At 52.7% G+C, this 21,872-nt stretch carries 24 protein-coding genes; 15 read left to right on the forward strand and 9 right to left on the reverse strand.

The genetic code is table 11. The annotated features are described in order from the left end of the window. The 10 genes from Pla144_RS13710 to Pla144_RS13755 all read left to right on the forward strand — a co-directional run bounded on the left by Pla144_RS13710 (window position 1) and on the right by Pla144_RS13755 (window position 7,628). Window positions 1-1,197 carry an aminotransferase class V-fold PLP-dependent enzyme gene (locus Pla144_RS13710; RefSeq protein ID WP_197530676.1) on the forward strand — a complete coding sequence of 399 codons (1,197 nt, stop codon included), beginning with the start codon at window positions 1-3 and terminating at the stop codon, window positions 1,195-1,197. Window positions 1,198-1,238: 41 nt separating this feature from the next. After that, a complete protein-coding gene (locus Pla144_RS13715; RefSeq protein WP_146451258.1) occupies window positions 1,239-1,685 on the forward strand; it encodes a YkgJ family cysteine cluster protein in 447 nt (148 codons plus the stop codon). 385 nt (window positions 1,686-2,070) lie between these two features. After that, a complete protein-coding gene (locus Pla144_RS13720; protein WP_146451259.1) occupies window positions 2,071-2,475 on the forward strand; it encodes an HU family DNA-binding protein in 405 nt (134 codons plus the stop codon). A gap of 326 nt (window positions 2,476-2,801) precedes the next feature. Beyond that, window positions 2,802-3,020 (forward strand): hypothetical protein, encoded by a 219-nt coding sequence (locus tag Pla144_RS13725; RefSeq protein ID WP_146451260.1) that lies wholly within the window; start codon window positions 2,802-2,804, stop codon window positions 3,018-3,020. Window positions 3,021-3,261: 241 nt separating this feature from the next. Then, a complete protein-coding gene (locus Pla144_RS13730; protein ID WP_146451261.1) occupies window positions 3,262-4,218 on the forward strand; it encodes a dihydroorotate dehydrogenase in 957 nt (318 codons plus the stop codon). A gap of 218 nt (window positions 4,219-4,436) precedes the next feature. After that, entirely contained in the window at window positions 4,437-4,922 is a 486-nt protein-coding gene (gene rpsP / locus Pla144_RS13735) for a 30S ribosomal protein S16 (protein ID WP_231936360.1), read from the forward strand. A 79-nt stretch (window positions 4,923-5,001) separates the two neighbouring features. Continuing rightward, entirely contained in the window at window positions 5,002-5,700 is a 699-nt protein-coding gene (gene trmD, locus Pla144_RS13740; protein ID WP_146451263.1) for a tRNA (guanosine(37)-N1)-methyltransferase TrmD, read from the forward strand. Window positions 5,701-5,801: 101 nt separating this feature from the next. Further along, window positions 5,802-6,173, forward strand: a complete 372-nt coding sequence (rplS, locus tag Pla144_RS13745) for a 50S ribosomal protein L19 (protein ID WP_146451264.1) — start codon at window positions 5,802-5,804, stop codon at window positions 6,171-6,173. 4 nt (window positions 6,174-6,177) lie between these two features. Beyond that, window positions 6,178-6,618: a YraN family protein gene (locus tag Pla144_RS13750; protein WP_146451265.1), complete on the forward strand. Its 441-nt coding sequence runs from the start codon at window positions 6,178-6,180 to the stop codon at window positions 6,616-6,618. 59 nt (window positions 6,619-6,677) lie between these two features. Further along, window positions 6,678-7,628, forward strand: coding sequence for a cytochrome c (locus tag Pla144_RS13755; protein ID WP_146451266.1), 951 nt, complete (start codon window positions 6,678-6,680; stop codon window positions 7,626-7,628). Window positions 7,629-7,633: 5 nt separating this feature from the next. On the opposite strand, the gene Pla144_RS13760 is transcribed toward Pla144_RS13755, so the two are convergent. Beyond that, entirely contained in the window at window positions 7,634-8,335 is a 702-nt protein-coding gene (locus tag Pla144_RS13760; RefSeq protein ID WP_146451267.1) for a class I SAM-dependent methyltransferase, read from the reverse strand. A 12-nt stretch (window positions 8,336-8,347) separates the two neighbouring features. Next, window positions 8,348-9,820, reverse strand: coding sequence for an outer membrane protein assembly factor BamB family protein (locus Pla144_RS13765; RefSeq protein WP_146451268.1), 1,473 nt, complete (start codon window positions 9,818-9,820; stop codon window positions 8,348-8,350). Window positions 9,821-10,112: 292 nt separating this feature from the next. On the opposite strand from Pla144_RS13765, the gene Pla144_RS13770 reads away from it, so the two are divergent. The 3 genes from Pla144_RS13770 (at window position 10,113) to Pla144_RS13780 (ending at window position 13,219) form a co-directional block, all read left to right on the forward strand. After that, window positions 10,113-11,009: an ABC transporter ATP-binding protein gene (locus tag Pla144_RS13770; RefSeq protein ID WP_146451269.1), complete on the forward strand. Its 897-nt coding sequence runs from the start codon at window positions 10,113-10,115 to the stop codon at window positions 11,007-11,009. Beyond that, window positions 11,006-11,821, forward strand: coding sequence for an ABC transporter permease subunit (locus Pla144_RS13775; RefSeq protein ID WP_146451270.1), 816 nt, complete (start codon window positions 11,006-11,008; stop codon window positions 11,819-11,821). The genes Pla144_RS13770 and Pla144_RS13775 overlap by 4 nt, the downstream gene beginning before the upstream one ends. Window positions 11,822-11,989: 168 nt before the next feature. Continuing rightward, entirely contained in the window at window positions 11,990-13,219 is a 1,230-nt protein-coding gene (locus Pla144_RS13780; RefSeq protein WP_231936362.1) for a nucleoside permease, read from the forward strand. Between the two features lie 70 nt (window positions 13,220-13,289). On the opposite strand, the gene Pla144_RS13785 is transcribed toward Pla144_RS13780, so the two are convergent. From Pla144_RS13785 to Pla144_RS24620, 4 genes are all read right to left on the reverse strand, one after another. Then, entirely contained in the window at window positions 13,290-15,017 is a 1,728-nt protein-coding gene (locus Pla144_RS13785) for a sodium/solute symporter (protein ID WP_146451271.1), read from the reverse strand. After that, window positions 15,014-15,235 (reverse strand): DUF485 domain-containing protein, encoded by a 222-nt coding sequence (locus tag Pla144_RS13790; protein WP_231936363.1) that lies wholly within the window; start codon window positions 15,233-15,235, stop codon window positions 15,014-15,016. Before Pla144_RS13790 ends, Pla144_RS13785 begins: the two co-directional genes overlap by 4 nt. A 178-nt stretch (window positions 15,236-15,413) precedes the next feature. Further along, window positions 15,414-16,760 carry a DEAD/DEAH box helicase gene (locus Pla144_RS13795; RefSeq protein ID WP_146451273.1) on the reverse strand — a complete coding sequence of 449 codons (1,347 nt, stop codon included), beginning with the start codon at window positions 16,758-16,760 and terminating at the stop codon, window positions 15,414-15,416. A gap of 510 nt (window positions 16,761-17,270) precedes the next feature. Continuing rightward, window positions 17,271-17,435 carry a hypothetical protein gene (locus Pla144_RS24620; protein WP_197530677.1) on the reverse strand — a complete coding sequence of 55 codons (165 nt, stop codon included), beginning with the start codon at window positions 17,433-17,435 and terminating at the stop codon, window positions 17,271-17,273. A gap of 589 nt (window positions 17,436-18,024) precedes the next feature. Here Pla144_RS24620 and Pla144_RS13800 point away from each other — a divergent pair. Both Pla144_RS13800 and Pla144_RS13805 read left to right on the forward strand, forming a co-directional pair. Next, window positions 18,025-18,222, forward strand: coding sequence for a cold-shock protein (locus Pla144_RS13800; RefSeq protein ID WP_146451274.1), 198 nt, complete (start codon window positions 18,025-18,027; stop codon window positions 18,220-18,222). Window positions 18,223-18,626: 404 nt separating this feature from the next. Next, window positions 18,627-18,827 (forward strand): hypothetical protein, encoded by a 201-nt coding sequence (locus Pla144_RS13805; RefSeq protein WP_146451275.1) that lies wholly within the window; start codon window positions 18,627-18,629, stop codon window positions 18,825-18,827. Between the two features lie 76 nt (window positions 18,828-18,903). On the opposite strand, the gene Pla144_RS13810 is transcribed toward Pla144_RS13805, so the two are convergent. The 3 genes from Pla144_RS13810 to Pla144_RS13820 all read right to left on the reverse strand — a co-directional run bounded on the left by Pla144_RS13810 (window position 18,904) and on the right by Pla144_RS13820 (window position 21,533). Beyond that, window positions 18,904-19,527 (reverse strand): SOS response-associated peptidase, encoded by a 624-nt coding sequence (locus tag Pla144_RS13810; RefSeq protein WP_146451276.1) that lies wholly within the window; start codon window positions 19,525-19,527, stop codon window positions 18,904-18,906. 204 nt (window positions 19,528-19,731) lie between these two features. Continuing rightward, window positions 19,732-20,400, reverse strand: coding sequence for a PEP-CTERM sorting domain-containing protein (locus Pla144_RS13815; protein ID WP_146451277.1), 669 nt, complete (start codon window positions 20,398-20,400; stop codon window positions 19,732-19,734). A gap of 512 nt (window positions 20,401-20,912) precedes the next feature. Beyond that, complete coding sequence (locus Pla144_RS13820) at window positions 20,913-21,533, reverse strand: hypothetical protein (protein ID WP_146451278.1); 621 nt, start codon at window positions 21,531-21,533, stop codon at window positions 20,913-20,915. Window positions 21,534-21,872: the final 339 nt, after the last annotated feature.

The raw sequence follows: 21,872 nt of genomic DNA on the forward strand, positions 1-21,872 counted from the left end.
GTGGACCACTCTGATAGAAGTCAAACCGCTCGCCGCCGCTTGTATCTTGACAATGCTGCCACCAGTTGGCCGAAGCCGATGTGTGTCTATGAGGCTCTCGACAGCTATCAGCGCGAGATTGGTGCCCCCTATGGCCGCAGTGGTTATCGAGCCGCTGAAGAAGCGCAGCGGCTTGTAGTTAGTGCCCGCCGCAAGGTCGCCGAAATAGTTGGAATTCAGAATCCCAATCATTTGGCCTTCACTGCTAATGGAACGGACGCACTCAATACCTCGATTCTCGGCATTCTTCGCCCGGGGGATCATGTTGTCACGACGGTGTGCGAACACAATTCCGTGGTGAGGCCTCTCATATATCTGGCAGACGAACACCAGGTCGAAGTGAGTTACGTTACCTGCGATGTAGCTGGATATGTCTCACCGGACGACATTCTGAAGGAGCTGCGTCCCAATACTCGCCTAGTGGTAGTGATTCACGCCTCCAATGTCACGGGGGCCATCCAACCAATCGCTGAAATCGGCAATCGGGTCCGCACACACGGGGCATACTATCTGGTGGACGCAGCCCAGTCCCTGGGACATGTCCCGTTGGATTGGAATGCATGTCACGTTGATTTGCTTGCCGCTTCGGGTCACAAGGGATTGCTGGGGCCGCTTGGAACCGGCGTGCTCTGTCTTGGAGAGCGAGTGCTTGACGAACTTCAACCGCTCCGCCGAGGCGGCACGGGTACTGAAAGCGATGACGAGCGTCAGCCGGCCGAATTACCCGAGAGGTTCGAGGCGGGTAATCTCAATGTCCCAGCTCTGGCAGGGCTGGCGGCCGCCGCCGAATATCTCCAACAGCATTCGATCGAAGCGATCCAACTCCACCATCACCAGCTATCCGAACGACTACTCGCCGGATTGGAATCTCTCCCAGGTATAACGATTCACGGTCCGCGTAGCGATCAACCTCGGACCAGTGTGGTCAGCTTCACCTGCGCTGGTTATGATCCACAAGAGCTAGCCGCACTGCTGGAAATGGCGGCGGGGATCGAGTGTCGCGCCGGTCTGCATTGTGCCCCTAGGATGCACCGTGCATTGGGAACCCTGGCCGGTGGCGGTACGATACGGCTTAGCCCGGGTTGGGCGACCACACGCGAAGAAATCGATACCACGATTTCTGCATTGGAGCATCTGTTGGCGAGCCCAGTAAAATAGATCGAGTCAAATTATCTCAGATTGGAAAAACCTTTTGCACCATGGCCAAGTCTGCCAAATCTAAAAACAGTTCGACCCAGGAACCTTGGTACAAGGATGGCTTGCGTTTCAAATGTACTGGCTGCGGCGATTGCTGCACGGGTGCACCTGGCTACGTTTGGGTGAACCAACAGGAGATCGATGCAATGGCCAAACGACTCGCGATGAAAGTCGAGACATTTCAAGCAAAATATGTCCGTAAGATTGGCATCCGCCGCAGTTTGGTGGAATTCTCCAATGGCGACTGTGTTTTCTTCGATAACGAGTCGCGAAAGTGCAATGTCTACGAGCAACGACCGCGGCAATGCCGCACCTGGCCGTTCTGGAACTCGAATCTAAAATCTCCCGAAACCTGGGCCGAGACTTGCGAATCATGCCCCGGCAGCGGCAAAGGGAAGCTCTACCAACTTGAGCAGATCCAGGAACAGGCCGATGTCTTTAATGTTTAGTGCGAGCCGACATTGCAAGCAGTGAATCTGTAACGGTTGGTTCAAGTTTGTGGATTGCTATGCCGATCAATGGGGCATGAGCCTAGGCTACTGCCGGTAAAATTGCGTCAACTCAGAACGATGAAGAGCTGAGGCAGTTTGGGAGGTTTAATGCCGCTTGAATGGCTGTTCTTTGACAATTCGATGCCTTTTCAAGGACCTTTCTGGCCCAATCGCAAGACCTGGAGCCGAGTCGTAAGTCTTTGAGCGGTGTACCGAAACCTTGACACTAAGTCTTGCGCCAATTACACTTGGAGCAAGTGGACGTGATTCACTTGGTGAACTTAGCTCATTTGATGAAGCACCCTTGTGATCCCTTTCCGGGCTATTCGCGGAGGACCTCGTCGTGACAAAAAAAGAGATCGTACGGACTATTTCTGAAGAAATTGGTCTCACTCAATTGAAGACAAAGGAAATTGTCCAAAAGACCTTCGATGCGATCGTGGAAACACTCGTCGAGGATAGACGCATTGAGTTGCGGAATTTTGGCGTTTTTGAGGTCAAACGGCGTGCTGCTCGCAAGGCCCGTAATCCACGAACCGGCGAGAAAGTCTTTGTACCCGAAAAGTTTGTCGTGACGTTTAAGCCCGGCAAAGAAATGGAAGAAAGAGTGCATGAACTCGAACGGCAGGCGAATGCCGCCGCCGAAGCAGCCCATCGAGCGGCCGCTGGTTCGCCACCACCAATCAATTCAACAAATCACGAAACTCTTTCCCCGCCAACGAGTTATGTTCCAAAAGCTGGCACTTAATGCTAGCAGGCAGCGGTTTCGCTCCCTTTTGTAGAACTGAATTCACAGGGTGGACAATTGGCAGTGCCGAATTCTGCTCTCGGCGCAGTAATCCAAGATTGCTACTCTATTCGCGACTTTTCTACCAGACTTTCGGCTCTAGACGATCCAGACAATTGTTGTGGATCGGATGACGGGTTGTTTGTCACTGACTTTTCGTTTTTTTGTGGGACTGGTAGTTATCCGGGAAGAAGAATTCTCGGGAAGCTGCTGACTAATTGGAAGCGGTCCACCCTACTGCGTGCGCAGTTGGGTTTCGCTTCGGTGCTCAAGGAGGAGCTACGCCCATGCGTAAATGGCTCTTGGTAATGGCGACTGTCTGCACGTTGACCAGCACGACTGGCTGCCTGCTGCCGGGGTATTCGGCAGATCCGGCGAGACGTTCGCAGCAGTTGATTTTTACATCCGAAAACCTGCGCTCTATGCTCGATGAGTGGGAACGGATCTGGTTTCTCGACCAGCCTTCTCACTTGACGCCCATTAGCGTCCACGGTGGGATTATCTAACCTCGTAGGGGCTTTTCGTTCAGCGAAATGGCCAGCGAAGGAGCTGCGCTACCGGTACGCGAAGAAAATGACTAATAATCCAGGCCTAGTGACCAATTTTTAAGCCGGAAATTGGTTTCTCATCGATGTGAACAAATCGACTTTGCAGTCCGCCTGAAGGAATTCTAGAAGGCATAGGCAGAGTGAATTTGGTAGGATACGTGGCTGCCGTATCACCAAGTTCCGCTCTTGAAACGTTCCCATGCCAGAACCACCGGCTTACGAATCAACAATTACGCCCCCACATTCAGTCAACCTGCAAGTCAGTTTGGGGCGTGTTCAACTGGCCAATCCGATTTTGGTTGCTTCGGGGACGTTTGGCTATGCCAGGGAAATGGAATCGCTGGTCGATCTATCTCGTTTGGGAGGAATTGTCCCCAAGACGATCACCAGACTCCTGAGGAAAGGCAATGCTCCCTGGCGGACGATTGAAACCCCCTCGGGGATGCTCAATTCGATCGGGCTCGATAATGATGGGATCGAATTGTTCATTTCCCATCACTTGCCGTATCTGGCGTCGCGGAACACAGCGCTCATCGTAAGTATTGCCGGACGGACTCACGACGAGTTTGTCGAGATGGCAGAAATGCTCTCAGCGGAATCCGGGATCGCGGCTATCGAGTTGAACATCTCTTGTCCCAATGTCAGTGGGGGAGTCGATTTCGGCACTGATACGAGCATGTGCGAACGGCTCGTGTCCGCTTGTCGACAGAATTCGTCGATTCCGATTATTGCCAAACTGACCCCAAATGTGACCAGCGTTGCTGACATGGCCTGTGCGGCCTCGGCGGGGGGAGCGGATGCGATTTCCCTGATAAACACATGCCAGGGGATGGCTATCGATTGGCGAAGGCGGAGGCCCCTGTTGGGCAATGTGGTTGGAGGGCTAAGTGGCCCGGCTATCAAGCCCATCGCCTTACGGGCTGTGTATCAGGCTGCCCGGGCAACCGAGACCCCCATTATCGGTATTGGGGGGATAGCCACCTGCGACGACGTCATGGAATTCTTGGTCGCCGGTGCCACTGCAGTGCAACTTGGCACGGTAAACTTCTACAATCCCAAGGCCTCGATGGAAGTGCTGGATGCGCTGCCGGAGGCAATTGGCGAACTGGGAGCGACCTGTCTCGATGAAATCGTTGGCACGCTGAATATTGACTGAGCAGATATTTGGCCGGAAAATGAGATACCAATGGTAAATGCTCATCGAACATTGGTCATTTCTATCACCCCCCCTTGTCAAAAGCGCCATAAATCTGGCAAAATCTTAGGTTTCCAGCATCCAGGGCGGCCTCGATGGTCGCATACCAAAAATACAGTTTGGCAGATTCCATTGGCAGGTCTCAATGGGATGGGCCAAGATCAGGCGAGGAGTACTTCGTGGCAGTCAGAATTCGATTGAAGAAGATGGGTCGGACCCATCGCCCGTTTTTCCGTGTTTGTGCGTTTGATCAGAACGCCCCTCGTGATGGCAAGGCCTTGGAAGAACTGGGCGTCTACGACACCAGCGTGCCCGAAACCGATGCCCGCGCTATCCTTAATGGAGAGCGGATCGCCTATTGGCTAGGTGTGGGTGCCCAGCCAACCGAGAAGGTTGCTGTGCTGATCAAGAAGTATGGCAAAGACGGAACCCACTTGGCCCAACAACAGGAAGCCTTGGCTAATAAGGCTCAGCCCAAGGTTGTTCCTGATCCGGGCGCGCCTGCTTCACTTCCTAAGAAAAAAGAGGAAGAACCGGCCCCTGTGGAAGCAGCCGCTGAAGAAGCTCCAACTGCGGAAGCTGCTCCAGCGGAACCGGCGGCCGAAGCCTCCGCTGAAGAGCAACCCACTGATGCAGCTGCCGAGGAAACTGCAGCAGCAGAGTAAAGGGGTGAGTAAGTGAGTAGGTGACTAAGTGGAAATGTACTTTTCACCTACTCACTTACTCACCATTCACCAAAACTAAATGCGATTCGATGTGCTGACGCTGTTTCCGGAGATGTTTTCCGGATACATGACGCAGAGCTTGTTAAAGCTAGCCATCGAACGAAACCTAGTGCAGATTCATCTGCACAACCTGAGAGACTGGAGTCGCGACAAGCACCAATGTGTCGACGATCGCCCCTTTGGCGGCGGGCCCGGGATGGTGATTAAACCCGAGCCAACGGTTGAAGCGGTTGAAGGTGTACAAACTCTGGGAACAAGCCCAGGGAAGCTGATCATGCTTACCCCTCAGGGGGAAACGTTAAATCAGCAAGTGGTCGAGCGACTGGCCAAGCACGAGCGATTGGTGCTCTTGTGCGGACGCTATGAGGGTTTTGACCAGCGAGTTTGCGATATTTTACAGCCAGAGGAGTTGTCGATCGGCGACTTTGTCCTCAATGGCGGGGAAGTGGCGGCGATGGCAGTGATCGATACTGTTATCCGCCTTGTGCCCGGCGTGTTGGGAGACGAGGAGTCGAGCCATGTGGATTCCTTTTCCACCGGCAATCGGCTGCTTGAGCATAGTCAATACACAAGGCCGCGAGAGTATCGTGGCCACCAAGTACCGGAGATTCTCCTCAGTGGAGACCATCCCCAGATAGCAGCCTGGCGAGAACAGAACAGCAGAGAACGGACCAAATCGCGGCGTCCCGATTTACTCGACCGGACCGCAGAGAACTGAGAATTGGAAGCTATTTGCCACAGGCTTTTAGCAGTTAGCCAGAAACTGACGGCTAAGTGATAATAGCTACGTGCTAACCGCTAAAATACAAGGAATGAATCATGAGCCAAGACATCATCAAATTAGTCGAACAATCGAGCCTCAAGGAAGACGTTCCTCAGTTCGAGATTGGCGACACGGTAGACGTGCATACCCGTATCCTCGAAGGGGATAAGGAGCGGATCCAGGTGTTCACCGGCGTGGTGATCGCCCGCAGTGGCACTGGTTCTAAAGAGATGTTTACCGTCCGGAGGATCGTCGACAGCCAAGGGGTAGAACGCAAGTTCCCTGTCCACTCCCCGCGGATTGCCAAGGTGGAAGTCAAGCGAAGCGGCGTGGTGCGTCGGGCTAAGCTTTACTTCCTCCGCGAACGTTCTGGCAAGGCCGTCCGCCTCAAGGAACGTCGTACCGATCGGGCCAAAGTCGGGAAATAGTCCCATGACTTCGCTACTTTCCTGGTTGCCGTTTCCATTCCCATCCTCGGCACCCAAGAATTTTGGCGAGCGAGGTGAATTAGCTGCGGCACGATTTCTCAAGCGTGTAGGCTATCGCATTGTCACGACCCGTCTCCGCAAACGCTACGGCGAGATCGATATCATTGCCGTCGACTACTCCGGTGAGTGCGAGACGGTCGTTTTCGTAGAAGTAAAAACCCGTCGCCGCGACGACAACACCCAACCGGCGGAAGCGGTCGATTCAAATCGGCAGCGAAGACTCACGAATGCTGCCCTCGCTTTCTTGAAGGGCCACGGTTTACTCGACTATGCCAGCCGGTTCGACGTAGTAGAAGTTGTCTGGCCTGACGGCCAAAGGCATCCCAACGTCCGGCACATTATCGATGCGTTCCCAGCAGTTGGCAAAGGGCAAATGTATAACTGATTCACAAGCTTGTGAAGCATTCGGTTGTCTCATATTCGATTTCTATTGACTAATGCAGCATGAAAGCACGCTCCCGACAATCCTCAGTACTGCTTCTGATGCAGATGATATTGGTCGCCGTTTTGGTGACCTGCCCGGTTAGTTTTTCTCTTGCTGGCGAATCAGCTATTCCCACACAAGCCACTTCGCACATCAACGTCGCACGGTTCCCCCATCTGCACAACTTACAGCAGCTTTCGCAGCGCATCTACGTGGGCGGCGAGCCCCTCGAGGATATGGCGTTTGCCGAGCTGGCCGAGTTGGGAGTCCGAACAGTGGTGAGTGTCGATGGTGCTAAGCCGCAAGTGGTGGCTGCTCGCCATCATGGCCTGCGGTACGTGCATATCCCCATTGGCTACGACGGCGTTCCGGAGGAAGCCGGACAGGCGCTGGCCCAACTTGTGCGTACCGTCGAGGGACCGATCTACATCCATTGCCACCACGGCAAACATCGGGGCCCCGCTGCAGCGGCGGTCGCGTGTCTTGCAGAAGGGGCCGTAGATCCTAATGGGGCTCTCGACATTCTCAAAAAATCTGGCACTAGCAGTGATTATGCTGGACTTTGGCGAGACGTTGAAAAATACCAACCCCCGACTAAGGACGCACTACTGCCTGCGCTAGTCGAGGTAGCCCAAGTTGATTCCCTTACCGCGGCGATGGCCCAAATCGATCGGGCAAGCGACAATCTCAAACTCCTCCAGCAGACTTCTTGGCAGCCGCTCCCCGACCACCCGGATATCACAGCTCGTCAAGAGGCTTTGCTAGTGCGCGAAGGCTTGCACGAGGCTGCACGTCAACTTACCCTCGAGCAGCAATCAGATGATCGTTTTGTCGAATGGTTTGCCACCGCGGAGAACACGGCCCAAGAATTAGAGCAGGCGCTCGAAGCAAGTGACGCAAGTTTTGTCGCTAAACAAATGGATATCCTCGGCAAAAGCTGTCAACAATGTCACAAAGCCTACCGAGATTAACCCCGCTAAGCCGCCAGCGGCTTTTTCGCCAGGCACACCCAGTCCCAGGGAGTCTTGGCCGAAGTCGAATCCAGACCATCGTCGTCCCAGGGATAGTGTATTCGCCGAAGTGCGAAAAACCTCATTCCTCGTGACACAAGAGCCCGGCGGAGTTCTTGACGGGTGTAATGTTTTTGCTCTGTGTCACAACGACGGATAAGATCATTCTCGGCTTCCAATGTTCCGCCAAACGCCTCGGCATCTTGCTCGGCCACATGGCGCGCCGATTCCAACGAAGGTACCACCACAAGCAGATGTCCTCCCGGACGCACCAGTTGCACCAAACTATTCCACTGGCCTGTACGCATCAAAGCACGAGGAGAAGTGATCACATTCAGACAGGCAACCAGATGGCCGACTTCACCGAGTTTTGCTCCAGCATCCTCTAGCGGCAAGGTTTGCCAAGTCGCCTGAGTCAGCTCTCGGCAGCGCCTACGAGCCCGGCGGACCATCGCCGAGGCAAAATCAAAGGCGATGACCTTTCCAAATTGAGGCCCAAACCGTTTAGCGAAAGACCCGATGCCACATCCCGCATCGACCAGCGTCTGCCGTCGCGTTGGGTGAACCGCTTCCACCAACTCTTCAAGTTGCTCCCCACTGCTGGCGGTGATATCACAGACTGATTCTTCAAACTGTGCGGCCAGTTGGTTCCACCCTTGGTGACTCATGTGAGGATTGTGTCACTCCGCAATTGAGTAAAGATGCCCCGAAGTGCGAATGATCATCTCGTTGCCGACTATTGCCGGAGTGGCATCGATGGGCTCGTCAAGCATGTTGGTGGCCAAGACCTCGAATTCGGGGCCGTGTTTGACAACCGTCGTCGCACCATTGCGTCCGGCAAAGTAAATCCTATTCGCAGCTGCGACCGGTGACGCATAGATCGAATCCATCTCCGGAAGCCGCTTGCCCCGGTAGATTACTTCGCCCGTCTCCGCGTTGTAACAGGAGAGGATCGCGTTGTTGGATTTCGTGAAATAGAGGTGGTCACCGTAGATCAACGGCGAAGGAACATAGGGAGTGTCACGATCTAGGTGCCAAGCGATCTGGTCGCTGTCGGTGATGTCTCCCTTGGAGCCTAGAGGAATGGCATACAATGCTGCGCCACGATGGCCGGTCATGCAGAACACAAGGTCACCATAGGCAACCGCCGTAGGTACAGCTCCCATTGCCTGTCCGCCACACTCCCAAATGATCTCGCCATTGGCGAGGTCGTAACCACGAGCACGATTCATGCCGTTGACGATGACTTGCACCTTTCCATCGTGTTCGACAATGAGGGGAGTAAGCCAAGTGGTTTCCTCATCGCGTTCAACCTTCCATTTGCTCTCGCCCGTGTTGGCATCTAACGCGGTGATGAAGGATTGACCCTCGTGGTCCCAATTGACGATCAGGGTATCCTTGTAGAGGGCCGGAGAAGATCCCTCGCCAAAGACATTGCGTATACTCATTTTGCCGAGGTCTTTGTGCCAGCGTAGTTTGCCATCCATGGTGTAGGAATAGATTCCACGCGACCCGAATGATACATATAAATTCTTTCCATCGGTCACCGGTGTTGGCGAGGCAAAGCTGGCCGTGCCATGATGCCCTTCGTGAGGAACCGCTTCGCAAGCCGTTTGTTGCCAGACCACTTCGCCTGTATTGCGATCCAAGCACATGACGACAAATTGGTAGTAGTTGGTTGGCACTTCTGCCCGCCCAAATCCCCCACCGCGACCGCCGAAACCCCCTCGGCGTCGACGCTCCCCACCACGTGGAACTTCACCGCGTGGTCGCTCGGTTTCTTGGGGCGTTTCGGCTTGGGCAAGCAGCGAATACCGCTCGTTGCCAACCAGCTGAAATTGTGAATCAATGTTTATGACCGCAGTCTCCCCGGTTGTGTCGGCCGTTCGGTCGGTTTTTATCGCGGTTTGGAGATAAATGCGATCTCCCCATACGGTCGGCGAACCGCTTCCCTGACCAGGAATCGCAACCTTCCAGCGGACGTTTTCTTCTTCGCTCCAAGTCGTAGGTGGATTGCCCTTGGGTGCCACGCCCGTAAACTCAGGTCCGCGAAAACCAGGCCAATGCAGGGCAGATTCCTCCGCTAGGGAAGGATTCAAGGTTGTAAATAACACCGCAAGAAAAGTCACCACCGAACAAGTGTACTTGAACATCCTCTGCTCTCCTCGTTTGGGTATCTTGGTTCACTATCAACAAGACTAAATGTTTTCGACTCGAATCTGCGTTCATTCTACAGAGTGGGTAAAAGCTAAAACTAGTGCATTTCGCAAGAGACTTTTAAGCAATTATTAAGTTTGGCTGTAGTTTTTCTGCAAGAAATCGCTCGACGTTAACTTAGGCGAATTATTTCAATGTATCTGTTATAGTCGAGAGTTAATCGCGGTTTGTGAGTCGAATCGGATTTACGGTATTCGTTCTTGGTCAACTTGATCCTGAGTACTTCTAGTGAACGTCATAGCAACAGAGCAACTTTCGCTGAACTATGGCAATCGAACGGGCATCACTGAGGTCGACCTCTGCGTGCCTCAGGGAGAAATATTTGGTTTTCTTGGACCAAACGGAGCCGGCAAGACCACCACGATTCGAATTCTGCTGGGTCTACTTAAGCCACACCAAGGGACTGCGCGGATTTTCGGCCAGGATTGTTGGAGCCACAGTGCCACTATCAAAGAGAGCCTTGGTTATCTACCCGGCGACTTGCGCCTCTATCCCTGGTTCACCGGCAAAAGGGCCCTCAGCATCCTAAGTTCAATTCGAGGAAAAGATCTATCCATTCGAGGACAGCAACTTCTCGATCGATTCCAGTTAGATGAAAATGTCCCCGCGAGAAAGATGTCACGGGGAATGCGGCAAAAGTTGGGGATTATTCTCGCGCTTGTCCACGAGCCGCAACTACTGATCCTTGATGAGCCGACTTCGGGGCTCGATCCTCTGATGTGCGACGAATTGTATCGCTGTTTGCGTGAATTGACTGCGACCGGTGCCACGGTCTTCTTTTCTAGTCATACGCTAAGTGAGGTGGAACTTCTATGCAACCGGGTGGCCATCGTCCGCGGCGGAAGAATCATTGCTGATGAATCTATGGACACTCTACGCAAACGGGTTCATCGCGCTGTTGTGCTCAGATATCGTGAACCTGACGATGCCGCGCGGACTCAGCTCCCTTCGTTCCTTCAGCTTGAAGAGTGCAACGGCGCAGTCTGCCGTTGTGTGCTAACAGGAACAACGCCGCAGTTGGTCGAGTGGGCGGCTGAGCAACCTTTGGAAGATTTGTCAGTAAGTCCTCCCAGCCTGGAAAGCTTGTTCCGTCGATTCTACGAGGCAAAGGAGCCTGGCAAGTGATCAAAGGCATTTTGCGAAAAACACTATTTGAAACTTGGGCGTTGCATTTGGCGTTTGGAATCGCCCTCTTTGTGGTGGGGATGTTGCTCACGATGCTGCTCCCTCAACTCGAAAAGGGGCTTAATCAGTTCTTGACGACCTTGCCTTTCGTACGCACGTTTATCCAAGCCCTGCTTGGTAATGACTTTGGCGGGAACATCAATGCAGAGACCTTGCGGGCAATCGTATGGGTTCATCCGACAGTCTTAACTTTGCTTTGGGCTCATGAGATCGTCTACTGCACGCGACTGCCGGCTGGCGAAATCGATCGAGGAACTATCGACGTACTCTTGAGTTGGCCCATATCTCGCCGAAGACTCTATGTGAGCGAATCCATTGTCTGGCTTGTGGCAGGCGCATGGCTCTGCGGAATGTTATTTGCTGGGTATTGGACGGCAGGGGTATTCGCTCCATCTCAAGGGGACCGCTCACTTCGAATGCCACTCGTGGTGATAGGCAATCTGTATTGCGTTTATTTTGCCATCGGAGGCGTGGCACTGATGGTCTCTGCACTGAGTAATGTTCGCGGCAGAGCGATGGCAACAGTCTTTGGTCTGCTGTTAGCTTCATTCCTGCTCAACTTTCTGATTCAGTTCTTGCCAGAAATCGAGTTTTTGAGTCCGCTGGGTGTGCTTAGCTACTATCGCCCCGCTAGTATTCTAGCTACAGGTAAAGTTCCCTGGGCTGATATGCTGACACTTATGGGCATAGGATTCGTTGGTTGGATTGCGGGGCTAGAGGCATTTAGTCGCCGCAACATAAGCACTTTGTGAGCAGACCCGCGCAGAGAATCCTAGCGATTTGTACTGGCATGACCGCCCCAGTGTTGGTAACTTTTCTGGGGAATATAACGAGTCATCGCACGACTGCTGCAAGTTGTGCAAGGGATTGCAAGAGACTGTTCAACGATCCTACTAATCCTCTTTCCAGGAGTTTTTGCCGTGACGAGTGTCCGAACGCAACTTTCGATTATGATGTTCCTCCAGTTTTTCATCTGGGGGGCCTGGTATGTGACGGTCGGAAACTACATGACGGCCCACGGCATGTTTGATCAGGTATCCTGGGCCTACACGGTCGGGCCTATTGCCGCAATAATCTCGCCCGTATTTCTGGGGATGATCGCGGATCGATTCTTTGCCACCGAACGGGTGCTCGCTGCCATGCATTTGATCGGAGGACTGGCAATGTTTGCCGTGCCCGCCGCAGCAGAAATTGGCCCAGGTGCAATGATAGCATTGTTGATGGTTCATATGTTGGCATACATGCCGACTTTAGGACTTACCAATACGTTGGCGTTTCACAACATCGAGGATCAAGAAAGAGACTTTCCTTTGATTCGCGTATTTGGCACGATCGGCTGGATTGCCGCGAATTGGGTCGTGAGCAAATGGCTGGTAGGTGATGAAAAAGCAGTGCAGTTCTATGTGACGGGAATCGCCAGTATTGCATTGGCAGGTTTCAGCTTAACATTGCCACATACTCCTCCTCCAGCGGCGGGTAAGAAAGTTTCCATCGGTGAGATCTTTGGGGTCGACGCATTGCAACTTCTCAAAGAATGGCCCTTCGTAGTGTTTATTGTCGGTTCGTTTCTAATCTGCATCCCCCTGGCCGCTTACTATGCTTATGCACCCGTGTTTGCCTCCAAAGTAGGCTTCGAGAATGTCGCCTTCACGATGTCCTTCGGCCAGATTTCGGAAATAGTGTTCATGCTTTCAATGCCGCTATTCTTCCGCCGACTCGGCGTGAAATGGATGCTCTTGGTGGGCATGGCAGCCTGGGTTGCCCGCTACGGACTGTTTGCCGCAGCGGATGAAGACAATATCAAATGGATGGTTCTATTAGGCATCTTGCTTCATGGGATCTGCTACGACTTCTTCTTCGTGACCGGGTTCATCTACACGGACAAGAAATGTTCTAAAGAGATCCGTGGGCAGGCTCAAGGATTGTTGGTGCTAGTGACTCAGGGACTCGGCCTGGGTATTGGAGCTCAGGTCGTGGGCCGATTGGTGGCTAAGTATACAACTGCAGGTGATCCGCCGGTGACCGATTGGGGAAGCTTCTGGATCGCCCCCGCCGCAATGGCCGGCGTAGTGATGTTGCTTTTTGCTTTCCTGTTCAATGATCGAGCCGTGGAATCCGAGGTGAAGGGGGAGACCGAGACGAAACCCTGACGATTATTTCGTTCCAAAGAAATGTAGGCCGTTACTTGTTCCAGCGTTGGGCCAACGCCTCCCGCTCGGCTTATTGTTTGTTTCGCGATAGCAGGGATACCACAACCAAAGTAGCAAACCCCAGCGGAATTGTAACGATCCCTGGTTGGCTAAAAGGCACCAGGGCGTTTTCCGCTGGCAGGCCATAAACCGCAGAATATGTGTCAGCGCTCAGCAGAATCCAGCCAAGTGAACTAGTCATGCCCACGACCACGGCGGCAATAATTCCCTGCTTAGTGACGCCCTTCCAGAACAGCAGCATCACCAGCGAGGGCAAATTGGCCGAGGCGGCGACACTGAACGCCCAGCCGACCAAATAACTTACATTGAGCTTCTCGAACAAGATGCCCAGCACGATGGCAATTGCCCCGACGATGACCGAAGTGATCTTAGCGATCCGCACTTGTTCGTGGTCAGTAAGCTTAATGCCAGAGAAACAACCTACCAAGTCATGAGCAACTGCCCCCGCAGATGCCAGAATTAATCCACTCACGGTGCCAAGTACCGTAGTAAAGGCGATAGCTGAAATGATGGCAAACAGCAATTCGCTCATGCTTTTTGCCAAAAGCGGAGCAGCCATATTGCTGTTGGTCACGTCCATCGCCCCGCTGGTCATCGCTCCCAAGCCCATGTAGAGCGTCAAGACGTAGAAGAATCCGATGCAGCCAATACCGACGATGGTGCTCTTGCGAGCGGCGGCTTCATTCTTGACTGTGTAGTAGCGAATAAGAATATGTGGCAACGACGCCGTGCCGCAAAAGAGGGCGAGCATTAGCGAAAGAAAGTTCAGCTTCTCGGAAAACTGGTCCCCACGGATTCCCTTAAACTTTGGATGTTCGCCAGGACGCAATATCTGGCTACCAGGTGTTTGTTTAGGCGAGTAGGTGGTTGTCACTGAGCCGTCTTTTGCAGTCGTTTTCGAACTCGTCCAGAGCACAACTTCGCTCTTCTGCAAGGTGCTGAAGAATTCAATCAGTCCCAGGGGGCCTGTACGTGTCTTGCCATCGGGCAGTTGGGAAACAGTGCCGACAGGCCGAAGAGATGCTTCGCCAGGCCCTTTGCCTTTTGGTAGCCCATTGATGATTTCACTCCCGTCGGGCGTGATTGTTACTGTCTGTGCCTCGGGGGTACTGGGATCGACCTCAAATCCACGTTGGAGAATCATCACCGTCAGCACAGCACTGAAAATCACCAAGAGCGACCCCTTGAGGAATTGCACCCAGGTGGTCGAAACCATGCCGGCAGTAACAACGATGATAATGACCACCGCGCCAACGATGAGTACACCCGCCCAATGGGGAAGGCCCAACAATGGTTGCACCAATACGCCGGCACCTACCATCTGCGGGATCAGATAAAATACGCTCACAGCGAGCGTACTCAAACCCACTGCGAGTTTAATCCCAGGAGAATCAAAGCGAGAATTCAGCGCATCAGCGAAAGTGAACTTTCCCAGTCGTTTCATAGGCTCGGCAACGACAAAGAGTGCGACAACCCAACCTGCGAGGTAACCGATGGAATAAAGAAACCCATCATAGCCATGAAAGGCGATCATCCCACAGATACCAAGAAAGGACGCGGCCGAGAGGTAATCCCCCGCAAAAGCGACGCCGTTCACGAACCAGGGTATCTGCCCATGTGCTGCAAAATAACCGGCGGAGGATTTCGCTCGACCACCAAGATAGAAACTGAGCCCAAGCGTGATCCCGACAAACAAAAAGAAAATGGCCACCGCCAGAAAGGAAGGTGTGTAAATCACCGTTCATCCTCCGCAGTTCTACAGAGAAAACCATAGACGAGTGCCAACACAAACGCTGCCAGGATCAATCCAAAACCATACCAAATTGCTAGATTCACACCTGCAAAAGGAGTGGAATCCATCGTGGAGGGCCAGAAGGTATTAAGCAACACAAACCCGCCGTAGAGCAGCAGGTAGAGAAAAAACAGAACCAGTCCGATCCGCGAATTTCGTGTCATGTGCTCGCCTGCGAAAAGTGAATTGCAATGATGCCAGGATATCTTAAACATCACCGCAATCAAAGAGCGAGCCACTTCAGAATTGAGCGCGGATGAATGCTGATACTGCGCAGAGGCGAACGAGCGGTAGGCCGGCAATACGCACGGCTTTCCGGACTACTGCTCGTTTCGACCTGCTTTACTTGCCCGTCGTAACACGCCGAGGACGACGCTTAGGGCGACGAGGCTTATTCACGCTAACCTGAGCTTCAGTCTTCTGTGCCCCGGACTTTGCAAATTTGGGGCGACTCGATGCGGACTGATTTTTCTTGCCGGATTGGGGTCTTCCAGAAGAACGTCTCGGGCGTGACGAATCACCGTTTGATTGGGAAGTTGACTTCTCTGGCAAGGCATACTCGGGTTGAGTCTTTTCTATGTTGATCGAACGACGAGTGAGTCGCTCAATTTGTCGCAATCGACCACGCTCTTCGCCGCCACAGAACGAGGTGGCAATGCCGCTTGCACCTGCGCGGCCAGTGCGGCCAATTCGATGTACGTAAATCTCAGGGACCTCAGGCAATTCATAGTTTATCACATGCGTGACCGCATCAACATCGAGCCCACGAGCTGCGATGTCGGTGGCGACCAGGACCGGTGGGCGTTGCGATTTGAATTGCTCCAGCGTACGAGCGCGGGCGTTTTGGCTCTTGTTGCCGTGAATCGCTGCGGCGCGTATCCCCGCACGCAGCAAGTGCTTCACGATTTTATCTGCACCATGTTTTGTGCGAGCAAAAACCAGCGTCCGCTCCCATGCCGTGTTTTGCAGATAGTGCGTCAGCAATTGTGGTTTGTGCTGAGTATTGACCAAGAAGACGGACTGCTTCACAGTATCGACCGGTGAAGAATTCGGCGAGACCTGTACGTGTTTTGGATCATTCAGCCACTGCCCGGCCAGTCGTCGAATCGCATCTGGCATCGTTGCAGAAAACATTAGCGTCTGGCGATCTTTCGGTACTGCTGAGACAATCCGAGTCAGGTCTGGCAGGAATCCCATGTCGAGCATCTGGTCTGCTTCATCGAGAATCAATACCTCGACATGTTTCAAATCAACATGGCCTTGATTCATCAGGTCTAGCAATCGACCTGGTGTGGCGACCACGATATCAACACCCTTCTGCAGTGCTCGGACCTGGGGATTTTGGTTCACGCCACCATAAATGGTTGTGGATCGCAGTTGGGTGAATTTGCCGTACTTGGCAAAACTCGCAGTGACCTGCACGGCCAGCTCACGTGTGGGTACAAGCACCAATGCGCGAATCGGTCGCGTGCGGAGCTTGGTGCGTTGGTTCCCTTCAGACAACGTGTGCAACGTCGGCATCGCAAACGCTGCTGTCTTACCTGTACCTGTTTGGGCGCAGCCCATCAGGTCGTGTCCCTCCAGGACCGTCGGTATAGCCTGTGCTTGAATGGGGGTGGCCGTCTCGTAGCCTTCGGCGCGAGTTGCGCGCAACAGAGACTCGGACAAGCCTAATTGGTCAAATTTCATCAAACAGTTCTCTCTTTCAGAGTATACAGATCGAGCGCAAGGACAGAAACACTGTCGGCAAATACGCTCGACCAAAATGGATTATGCCCAACGACCTTCGTGCCGAGGTCGGTGGTGCGGGATTCGCTCGACCACTGACGGATATGTTTACGCAGTATTTCCCTGTGCAAAACAATTCAGTAAGTGGGAGGCCGGCGGCGCAGATTCATCTCTCTCAAGCAAAATCTGCACAGCTCTACTGGAGCCCCAGGAGCAAGAAAATCAGTCGCGGTCGCCAGCAAGATACTAGGGCGGCAATAATGAGCTCGCCCGAGTGACCGCTACAGTCGATTTTGAATGATCCGGTGACGGATGGTACCATCCCGGTCTCGCGCCTTCATAACTATCGGCAGCGTAAGTGTACCACAATCAGGCTAGTAGTCAATGGAGGGTTTAGCCCTATTTACCGATTGCTTCCAGCCGCCGTCTCTTAGAACGAGGGCTGAAAGCCACAGCTAGGCAAAAAGCACGTCATTCGTCCGCATCTGGTTCTTCGGCAGTCGAGTCGAGGTCGTGAGGCTTGACCTCCAGAATCCCCTCTTTCTTCTTACGGCGGCGCTCCCGCTTTTCATCGTTCTTGCGCTTCTTTTCAACTTCTCGACGCATTTTTTCAAACGTGTTTTGGTTTTTTGCCATCCATTTATCCTGGGTTCTTGTTCGAGACAAACATGAATTCATCGCGGGAAAGTTTTATCTCGTAGACATTCATTGTATCGGGTGCTTCATGGTCTAGGAACCACTGCTAAGCCGCAATCATAATTGTCAAAGGTTGAGTCACCAAAACAGGAATGAGATCCGACCTTTGAACCCATATAGATCAGACAATCAAGGTTCGAGATCGAAGAAATAACGGGTATTATGGGGTCAATTTTCAACTTATTTTGCTACTCCGGGGAGGATTCTTCAACTTCCGGTCACCAAACACGCTACAATGGAAGCTAGTAAAAGGAAAGCAAAGGCGACGCGAGAGGCTTTGCTGGGGGAATGTCTTTTTTTGGTGATATGCCAACGAACGACTCTTTTCGCTAGCGTTCTTCTTAACTCGGCCTTGTGATAGACCGGCATCAATATGCAGGTTGTGTTTTCAAGGTTGTTCCGATGTTGGTTCAGCTTGCTTTTCGCCATGGGTCGCTCTACTGTGGAGCGACAATAGCTGGACCGTATGTGTACTGCACGGCGCATCGGTCGGGTACTATTTCGTTCTGCGTGCAAGGAGTGATGCGAAGTGTCGCAAGGTACTATTAAGAAGTTGACTGAAAAGGGTTTTGGATTCATCGAGGGAGAGCGGGGAGATATCTTCTTCCACAGTTCCGCCGTCGAGGGCGAAGGCTATGAGAGCCTCCGTGAGGGACAAAAAGTAGAGTACACGGAAGGACAGGGCCCGAAGGGGGCGCGTGCAGAAAACGTCAAGGTCTTAGCCTAAGACTCAGGCGGTGCTGCCAAAACCTTTTTGGCACAAAAATTCTCGGCCGTCCGGAGGCTGATAGCCCCCGGGCGGCTTTATTTTTTCCGCGCCGACTGGCAAGTCGCGAAGCGGATTGCACGTTCACAAGTGTGACGTGCGAAGAAAGATGTGCAAACATGGAGAATACTACCAAGCCCCTTCCTCTTCACACGAATCCCACCGGAAAAGTTTGCCCGATCTGCGGCAAGAGTTCCTATTCCCCGTCAGGCATTCATCCTCAATGTGCCATCCAGCAAGCCGACGCTCCCCGCCAAAAACGCCTTGCGGATGCGAAGCGCGCCAAGAAACTTCACGAAGAAGCAAGCAAGTCTTCGGTTGCAAAGCGGTAGCTACACCGCGCTGATTCAGACTGCGATTCCATCGTGCGGTCGGGGTGGTATTCGCATCTCCCCGCTGATACTGCGGATAAACTGCAATCTGTGGGCGCGCTGTATGCTCAAAACGAAGCAGTTGGGGCAGAAACTGCTCGATTCGATCCTGGTCTAGAGATCGTGATCGATGCCTGGGACAAGATTTCGGAAGAGACTAGGGCTACGATCCTGGGCTTGATCGAGAGCGACTGATATATCTCGGGGCGGATTTTGGATTCCGCCTCCACCCCTCCGCGCTTCGGAGGTACCAGTACAAGTACCACCCTTCCTATTCAGGGGTTTTCCTAGTTTGAAACGTCCCATCGGCTGATGGCAGCAAAAGTCTCTCCAAAGCTTCACGTTCCACAATCTCGGAGTCGAGCCAAGATTCCAAATCGTTATCCTTGGTCAGCGCGACAGGCATTCTGTGGTGCCCAACCTCTTGCACTTCAGCATTCGGCGTGGTGGTGACTATCGTGCAGCTCTCGACAGTCTCACCGTCCCACTGCCAGTGTTCCCACAATCCAGCAAATGCGAATAGCTCATTTTCAGGCAGGTGGAAATAGTGGCCCTTCTCCATGAACTCAGTGGCAGGAATGAGACACCGGCGACTCTTGAACGCTGCCCGGAAAGTTGGTTTCGTGTCGATAGTCTCTCCCCGGGCGTTGAAGCATTTCCGCTGATAGGCTTTGCGGGAAGTTTGCTTGCCAGACGGCCTCCACCAGAAAGGCAGCAGCCCCCACTCCATTAGAACTATCTCGCGCTCGCCTAAATCATCTATGCGAATCACGGGAACTTGGTTGAGTGGGTAAAAGTCTCCGAAGGGCAACGCGAGTTGATCGTCGGCAATGGTTGCCTTGAACTGCTTGGCTAGCAGGCGGGCTTCGTTCAAGAGGCGGAAGTGGTGGCACATCGCGAGGAATGTAGTGCAAACCCTAGCTTTACCGCTGCCAAAATTGACAACTATTCAGGTACTCAAGAATTATAGTTCTCTAGGCAACTTCAAAGGCTCAAACGCTGCTAAGCCATAGAGGACGATCAGGAGGAAAAGCAAAGTGGGCCACCCAGTTCTATGGAACCGGGAGGCCCACGATGAATCGAACCAAAAAATGGAACTCTATCGTCGACGAATCAAGAGACCCAAGCCACAGATACCCATCAATACCAGTGAAGTGGGTTCGGGTACCATCGTCAGGTTGAAATTATCCAAGAAAGCAGACTGAGGATTCACACCCGCGTTGCGTCCACCGGTCATCACGGCAAACACGCTCATAGTATTTCCAGTCTGGACACCATTCAATGACAGAGCAAACGGAGTGACCGCCGAGCCAAAACTGCCGGGGGGGATTGGTGCTGTCAACAAGTCTACGGTGTCCTGCAATCCACCTCCAGGAGTATTTGAAACGATGGCAACATACCACTCGTTCGCTAGAAAGTTTGCTTCGCGGGCAGCGTCAAAAGTCAAGATATAGTTGCCGTCTTGTGGAGCGGCAACGCTTTGAATCAGAATCGAATCGCCAGTTAGATTGCTCCCATTACCTAAACCGGTGAAAGACTTGTACCAAATGCCTGTGAGACCATCACTACTGGAAAAGCCGGCAGTTTGGAATTGTGTCGAGAAGTCGAAATTATTGGGTTTGTTTGCGGAGAGCACCCAGGGACTATTGCTCGTGATGCCGCCACCCGTGGCTGCCTCAAAGCTTCCGTCGACCAATAGATTTGCCTGCGCAACACTGGCCGTAAGGCCTATGGCCAATAGCAGGGCACAAAAGATTTGCTGTTTCATTAGTTCAACCCATTCTTTGTTAGTGGTAAAAACCTAGATGCAAAAAAAAGACTGATTCCGACGAATATCGCAAAGAAAACAGATAGCTTTGAAAAGAATTGAAACCGCTTCCACGCGTCATGGTAATGGCATTTCCACCACGCTGTCAATCAAATTTAGTGATTTTTAGCTAACTAAGTGCCTTGAATTTCGAACCTTGCTAAAAAAAGCTCATTTCAGTGAAAAATACCCGGATTATCGCAAGCCCAAAGCGAGTAGGAACTGCCCGGTAGCCTCTTTCGTGACCAATGGGGGTTCTTGTCCTGGTGTGTTCTACTAACGATTTAGCAACGATGAGGAAAATTATCCGGTCGGAATCATTGAGGCCGAAGTGGTTAGGTTTTCATCTCGTACCCAGCCCCTCGCGACTGCGGATAGCCGATATTTCTCCCCACGTGCCGAATCTCAAGCACACCTGGGGGAATATTCGGAAGAATATTGTCAGAGTGTGGTGATAAGTTATCTAGGCACTCTCAGGCTGCGTTGCCATTTTCCGAGCCATGTGCAAAGGACTCGGCACACTTGGGGCAGACCATCTCACGCAAATTAGGAAATCTCTCGGCATCTAAGACCTTTAGTTTGGCAGAGACTTCCTCCGCAGCCAACCACCCTACCGGCTCAAGCAAGGCTCGCTTGCAACAACTGCACAGAGTCAGAATCCTATTAGAGCGTGGTCGTGACTTGTCGAGGATACCAAGATAGGGCTGCGACTCGGTCTTAGTAAGTAGGCTCTCGTAGAGTACTTGTCCGCCCTCCTCCGGATGGATGATCATTCGCATGTGACGTATCAGCGTGGGAGAATCACAACGGAACGGCAGCACGACTGGTTTGTTGCTTGATCGGACTCGAGAATGCGCTTGCTGATACAGAGTGCAAACATCGTCGCCCCCGACGAAGTCCCACAGAGATCGCCCGAGGACATTTTCCTCAGTCAATTCCGTGGCCCCATTCTCTTTAGCAAAGGCTAGCCAGAGTGTGTCCACCCAAATCAGAATGTCGGCCCGATCAACTCGGTATCGGTATCTCGGAATCTCGGCGGCCATGACAGATGAATTCGTTTCGCAAAAGGAATACTCTTCGGACCATCCACTCATTCTTACAGCGGATCATGTCACCCGCAAGAATCCATCGCACGGAATTAGCCACAGTGCCGGTGAATTACCGGTGGCGACTTCCCAATATCCGCCTCCTTTGAAGGAACGTACTCAAAATCTTGACACCAGTCTAGAATTCATGCTCTCCCATAAACTCAAAGGAATGAGGTAAGGTGGGCAAGAGTTGGCTCTGCTATCATGTGGCCTTCTCGATCATCATGGGCAGACATTGCCTAGGGCACGACAATCGAAACCTATGAACCCAGTTTGAGAAGATCATTGAAGGGGCAGGGGCTGACTCCGTGGCCGAAGCTGTTTCACAATCTTCGAGCCACCCGT

Source organism: Bythopirellula polymerisocia (assembly GCF_007860015.1).
In the GTDB taxonomy this organism is placed as follows: Bacteria; Planctomycetota; Planctomycetia; order Pirellulales; family Lacipirellulaceae; genus Bythopirellula; species Bythopirellula polymerisocia.

What these genes read in the sequence shown, in the direction of transcription:
- Pla144_RS13810 (WP_146451276.1), bottom strand. Translation starts at nt 19,527, where the DNA reads ATGTGCCACCACTTCCGCCTCTTGAACGAAGCCCGCCTGCTAGCCAAG.
- Pla144_RS24620 (WP_197530677.1), bottom strand. Translation starts at nt 17,435, where the DNA reads ATGGCAAAAAACCAAAACACGTTTGAAAAAATGCGTCGAGAAGTTGAA.
- Pla144_RS13760 (WP_146451267.1), bottom strand. Translation starts at nt 8,335, where the DNA reads ATGAGTCACCAAGGGTGGAACCAACTGGCCGCACAGTTTGAAGAATCA.
- Pla144_RS13725 (WP_146451260.1), top strand. Translation starts at nt 2,802, where the DNA reads ATGCGTAAATGGCTCTTGGTAATGGCGACTGTCTGCACGTTGACCAGC.
- Pla144_RS13715 (WP_146451258.1), top strand. Translation starts at nt 1,239, where the DNA reads ATGGCCAAGTCTGCCAAATCTAAAAACAGTTCGACCCAGGAACCTTGG.
- Pla144_RS13820 (WP_146451278.1), bottom strand. Translation starts at nt 21,533, where the DNA reads ATGAGTGGATGGTCCGAAGAGTATTCCTTTTGCGAAACGAATTCATCT.
- Pla144_RS13750 (WP_146451265.1), top strand. Translation starts at nt 6,178, where the DNA reads ATGACTTCGCTACTTTCCTGGTTGCCGTTTCCATTCCCATCCTCGGCA.
- rplS (WP_146451264.1), top strand. Translation starts at nt 5,802, where the DNA reads ATGAGCCAAGACATCATCAAATTAGTCGAACAATCGAGCCTCAAGGAA.
- Pla144_RS13730 (WP_146451261.1), top strand. Translation starts at nt 3,262, where the DNA reads ATGCCAGAACCACCGGCTTACGAATCAACAATTACGCCCCCACATTCA.
- Pla144_RS13795 (WP_146451273.1), bottom strand. Translation starts at nt 16,760, where the DNA reads ATGAAATTTGACCAATTAGGCTTGTCCGAGTCTCTGTTGCGCGCAACT.
- Pla144_RS13765 (WP_146451268.1), bottom strand. Translation starts at nt 9,820, where the DNA reads ATGTTCAAGTACACTTGTTCGGTGGTGACTTTTCTTGCGGTGTTATTT.
- trmD (WP_146451263.1), top strand. Translation starts at nt 5,002, where the DNA reads ATGCGATTCGATGTGCTGACGCTGTTTCCGGAGATGTTTTCCGGATAC.
- Pla144_RS13790 (WP_231936363.1), bottom strand. Translation starts at nt 15,235, where the DNA reads ATGACACGAAATTCGCGGATCGGACTGGTTCTGTTTTTTCTCTACCTG.
- Pla144_RS13755 (WP_146451266.1), top strand. Translation starts at nt 6,678, where the DNA reads ATGAAAGCACGCTCCCGACAATCCTCAGTACTGCTTCTGATGCAGATG.
- Pla144_RS13815 (WP_146451277.1), bottom strand. Translation starts at nt 20,400, where the DNA reads ATGAAACAGCAAATCTTTTGTGCCCTGCTATTGGCCATAGGCCTTACG.